This window comes from Micromonospora sp. DSM 43699, from assembly GCF_055517075.1.
Map to the genome: position 1 here is coordinate 1 of NZ_JBTMMT010000129.1, position 4,741 is coordinate 4,741.

The 4,741-nt window shown below is 72.6% G+C and carries 5 protein-coding genes; 2 read left to right on the plus strand and 3 right to left on the minus strand.

Annotated features, from left to right (window positions below):
- Nucleotides 1–410 precede the first annotated feature (410 nt).
- The gene (locus AC0AIB_RS30765; RefSeq protein WP_465098020.1) at nt 411–1,583 is read right to left on the minus strand and encodes a thiolase family protein; all 1,173 of its coding nucleotides are present in this window, start codon (nt 1,581–1,583) and stop codon (nt 411–413) included.
- Between the two features lie 136 nt (nt 1,584–1,719).
- On the opposite strand from AC0AIB_RS30765, the gene AC0AIB_RS30770 reads away from it, so the two are divergent.
- Nucleotides 1,720–2,145, plus strand: coding sequence for a PH domain-containing protein (locus AC0AIB_RS30770; protein ID WP_465098021.1), 426 nt, complete (start codon nt 1,720–1,722; stop codon nt 2,143–2,145).
- 51 nt (nt 2,146–2,196) lie between these two features.
- Here AC0AIB_RS30770 and AC0AIB_RS30775 read toward each other — a convergent pair whose 3' ends face one another.
- Together AC0AIB_RS30775 and AC0AIB_RS30780 are read right to left on the minus strand one after the other, a co-directional pair.
- Nucleotides 2,197–3,144 carry a rhomboid family intramembrane serine protease gene (locus tag AC0AIB_RS30775; protein ID WP_328341196.1) on the minus strand — a complete coding sequence of 316 codons (948 nt, stop codon included), beginning with the start codon at nt 3,142–3,144 and terminating at the stop codon, nt 2,197–2,199.
- Nucleotides 3,145–3,171: 27 nt separating this feature from the next.
- Nucleotides 3,172–3,702 carry a peptidylprolyl isomerase gene (locus AC0AIB_RS30780; protein ID WP_328341194.1) on the minus strand — a complete coding sequence of 177 codons (531 nt, stop codon included), beginning with the start codon at nt 3,700–3,702 and terminating at the stop codon, nt 3,172–3,174.
- 84 nt (nt 3,703–3,786) lie between these two features.
- Here AC0AIB_RS30780 and AC0AIB_RS30785 point away from each other — a divergent pair, with 84 nt between their 5' ends.
- Complete coding sequence (locus AC0AIB_RS30785; protein WP_328341192.1) at nt 3,787–4,665, plus strand: hypothetical protein; 879 nt, start codon at nt 3,787–3,789, stop codon at nt 4,663–4,665.
- Nucleotides 4,666–4,741: the final 76 nt, after the last annotated feature.

Consider the following 4,741-nt stretch of genomic DNA (forward strand, 5'->3'; position numbering starts at 1 on the left):
AGCCATCTGAATGCCGCTACATTGCCCCAACTGTGATGATCTTGCTCTCTGGGTCAGTCCCGCGGCGATCGGGCTGTGCGGCCCATCGCGGGGCTGGGCGGGCCAGCTCTGCGGTGACCGGGTGAGGTGATCGGGCGGGGTGGGGGCTGAGCGAGGTGACCGGGTGAGGTGATCGGGCGGGGTGGGGGCTGAGCGAGGTGACCGGGCGGGGTGATCAGGCGGGTGGTTGGGCGGGGTGATTGGGCAGGGTGGCGCGGGCGGTGCGGGCGGGTGGGGTTACCGCTCGGGCGGCCGGGTGGAGCGCGCCGGCGACTCCTGGGCGGCGGTCGGCGGCTCGTCCGCGGTCACCCACTGTTCCGGGTCCTTGATCGCCCCAGGTGGGTTGGGCTAGGGCCGGGCTGGGTGGAGGGCTAGAGAAGTTCGAGGATGGTGGCGTTGGCCATGCCGCCGCCCTCGCACATGGTCTGCAGGCCGTACCGGATGTCGTTGTCCCGCATGTGCTGGAGCATCGTCGTCATGATCCGGGCACCGGACGCGCCGAGCGGGTGGCCCAGCGCGATAGCGCCGCCGCGCGGGTTCAGCCGCTCCGGGTCGGCCTCGGTCTCGGCCAGCCAGGCCAGCGGCACCGGGGCGAACGCCTCGTTCACCTCGTACACGCCGATCTCCTCGATGCCCAGGCCGGCGCGGCGCAGCGCCTTCGCGGTGGCCGGGATGGGGGCGGTGAGCATGGTGACCGGATCGTCGGCGGCGACCACGGCGGTGTGTACCCGGGCCAACGGGCGCAGGCCGTGCCGGCCGGCCCACTCGGCGGTGGTGACGGCGAGCGCGGCGGCCCCGTCGGAGATCTGCGACGCGGACCCGGCGGTGACCACGCCGTCGGCGCGGAACGGGGTCTTCAGCCCACCGAGCACCGAGAGGGAGGTGTCCCGGCGGATGCCCTCGTCGGTGGTGAACGTGCCGCCGTCGGGCAGTGGTACCGGGGCCAGCTCGGGGTCGAACGCCCCAGCGTCCTGCGCGGCGGCGGCCTTCTCGTGACTGGCCAGCGCGAACTCGTCGAGCTGGGCACGGGAGAAGCGCCAGCGGGCGGCGATCAGCTCGGCGCCGACCCCCTGGTTGAACGGGAGCGGTTGGTCGTCGGCGAATCCTTCGACGCCCCGGTAACGTGCGCGGAGCTGGGTGCTGAACGGCATGCCGTCGCCGACGCTGGCCCCCATCGGCACCCGGGTCATCGACTCGACGCCACCTGCCACCACCAGGTCGGCCTGACCGGAGAGGACCGTCGCGGCGGCGAAGTGCAGGGCCTGCTGGCTGGAGCCGCACTGCCTGTCGAGGGTGGTGCCGGGCACCGACTCGGGCCAGCCGGCGGCGAGCACGCCGTTGCGGGCGATGTTCCAGGACTGCTCGCCGACCTGGGACACGCAGCCCCAGATCACGTCGTCGACCTGGCCGGGGTCGATGCCGGTCCGGTCGGCGAGGGCGCGCAGCACGTGCGCCGAGAGGTCGACCGGGTGGACCTCGGCCAGGCCGCCCTTGCGTCGCCCGACCGGGGTGCGTACCGCACCGACGATGACTGCGTCACTCATGACTACTCCCCGGTAACCTCGGCTGTGTCGATACTACCGGCGGATCGTCCCGCACCCCCATGCCCTCGACCGTGCCGTCGATCGGTGGGTCGTCCGGTCACCGGGGCCGGACGGTTCCGGCTGGCATGCTGGGGTGGTGCATCCACCATCGTCTCCGGCCCGCCAGTGGCGGGTCCCTCCGGCCCTCCCGGCGGTGAAGCTGGCCGGTGCGCTCGGTCTGGTCGCCCTCGGGCTGCTGCTCGCCGCCGGCGACCCGGTCCAACTGGCGCTGGCCGTCGCCGCCGCCGTGGGCCTGGCCGGCTGGGCGGTACGCGACCTGGTCGCCCCGGTCCGCCTCGCGGTCGACGCCGGCGGCATCACCGTCGTCCGGGGGTACGCCGGGCGGCGTCACCTGCCGTGGGACGCGGTGGAGGCGGTCACCGTGGGCCGGCGGACCCGGTTCGGGCTGACCGGCGAGACGCTGGAGATCGACGCCGGCGAGACCCTGCACCTGCTCGGCCGGGCCGACCTGGGCGCGTCGCCGACCGAGGTGGCTGAGGAGGTCCGGGCCGCCCGTCCGTGATCCGTGGCTCAGCCAGGTGGCGTGGCGGGCCGCCCGTCCGTGATCCGTGGATCAGCCGAGCAGCATGACGGTGCGGACGATCACCAGGCCGAGCAGCGCCACCAGGATGACCGCCGTGCCGGCCGCCTGGAAGACCGAGCGCCGCATCCGGGGGGCGTACGCCAGCACGAGCGCCATCAGCGCCCCGACGACCAGCCCGCCGACGTGGCCCGGGATGGAGATGCCCGGGACGGTGAAGGTGAAGATCAGGTTGATCACCAGGATCGGCAGGATCGCCGAGGTGTCCCGGCCCAGCCGGCGCATCAGCACGAAGATCGCCGCGAACAGCCCGAAGATCGCCGTGGAGGCACCGGCCGATGCGGTGTTGGGGCTGCTGAACAGGTATGCCGCTACGTTGCCGCCGAGCCCGGCCACCAGATAGAGGGTGAGGAAGCGCAGCGGCCCGAGCAGGGCCTCCAACTCCCGCCCCAGCACCCAGAGCGCCCACATGTTGAGCAGCAGGTGCACCAGGCCGTAGTGCAGGAACATCGCGGTGACGAGTCGGTACCACTCGCCGGAGGCGACCCCGTGCGCCTCGCCGAACGGCACGTACGACGCGTAGCTGAGCACCGAGCCCCACTGGGTCAGCGGGGTGCCGCCACCGAGCAGGCCGCCGAAGCCGGACCCGCCGATCATCGAGTCGCCGCCCCGGTCGCTGAGCACCGAGACGATCATCACCAGCACGTTCAGCGCGATCAGGGTGCGGGTGACCACGCCGCGACGGCCGGCGGCACCACCACCGAAGGCGGTACGCGCCGGCCGTACGCTGCGGCGTCCCTCGTTCACGCACTCCGGGCACTGGTGGCCGACGGGGGCGTCCCGCATGCACTCCGGACAGATCGGCCGGTCGCATCGGGAGCACCTGAGGTACGTCTCCCGGTCGGGGTGGCGGTAGCAGACCGGGGTGGTCGGCACCGACCCGCCGGTGGCGTCGCCGGCCGGCCCGGAGCGTTCAGTCATGCGTGCAAAGGTACCTCGCGGGCGCGATCAGGCTCCGGTGCGCTCGATCTCGACCCGCTCGATCACCACGTCCTGCAGCGGTCGGTCGCTCGGGCCGGTCGGGGTGTTCGCGATCGAGTCGACCACCTTCGCCGACTGCTCGTCGGCCACCTGGCCGAAGATGGTGTGCCGGTTGTTCAGGTGCGGGGTCGCCCCGACGGTGATGAAGAACTGCGAACCGTTGGTGCCCGGCCCGGCGTTCGCCATCGCCAGCAGGTACGGCCGGTCGAAGCGCAGCTCGGGGTGGAACTCGTCGGCGAACGTGTAACCGGGACCACCCCGGCCGGTGCCGGTCGGGTCGCCCATCTGGACCATGAAGCCGCTGATCACCCGGTGCGAGATGGTGCCGTCGTAGTACGGCCCGTTGCCCGGCTGCCCGGTGCGGGGGTCGGTGTACTCCTTGTTGCCCTCGGCCAGGTCGACGAAGTTACGAACCGTCTTCGGAGCGTGATTGCCGAAGAGTTCCAGCCGGATCGGGCCAGCGTTGGTGTGCAAGGTGGCGTAGATAGCCTCGGCCACGGGTACTCCTCACTCGTTGGTCAGTTCCATGCGGATCCTCCCATGTGCCCGATCTGGCATTGCGGAGGCATCCGAAGGTGGAGGATGACGAAGGAACAACTCCCAGGAGGTGGGACCGTGTTTGGAATCGGGCGGCGCAAGACCCAGGGGCAGCTGGCAAAGGTGGAGCTGCACCAGGGCATCGGTCACCTGAAGCAGGCTGCCACGCACGCGGCGAAGGGTGCCGGCGCCACTGTCGGCCCACGGGTCCAGGCGGCCCGGGGGGCCGTCGCGCCGACCGCGGTCGTGGTGCGGGACCGGGCTTCCAGCGGGCTCGCGTCGACTGTCGCGGCGCTCGCCCCGGTCGCCCTGGCGGTGCGCAACGCCCAGGCCGAGGCCGCCGGCAAGGCGGTGGCAGGTAAGAAGGCCGCCGCCGCCAGGCAGGCCGCGGTGAGCAAGAAGATCAAGGCGAAGAGCCCGAAGGCCCGGAAGAAGAAGCGGACGTCGCGCGGCATGATGGCCGGCCTGCTGGTCGCCGGTACGGTGGCCGGGGTGGCCGGGGCGATGGCCATGCGCCGCCGCCGCGAGCAGCAGGAATGGGCCGAGTACGACCCGACCCACGGCATCGACACCACCCCCGCCGCCCGTGCCTCCGGCACCGAGAACACCGCCGGTGGAATTGGCGCATCCGGTGTCCGGGCCACGGCCGACGTCGAGTCCGCCCGGGACGGGGTCGACATCCTGGTGGTGGAGACCCCCTCGGCGAGCGGGTCCACGCCGACCGGTTCGGCGACGCCGTCCACCGGTGTCGGCAGTTCCGCCGTGGCCGCCGACACGTCGACCGGCAAGCCGGTGATCCACCCGGACGACAAGGTTCCCTCGGTCGCCGAGGGTGCCACCGACGTCTCCGGCCGACCGGCCGACGACCTCGGCAAGGCGATCGAGGCCGGACGGGCCGCCGCGAAGTCCAGCACGCGGCGCTGACCTGCACCCGGGCGGCGCTGACCTGCACCCGGCGCTGATCTGCGTACCCTCGTCGGGGGGGGGGGGGGGCCCCCCC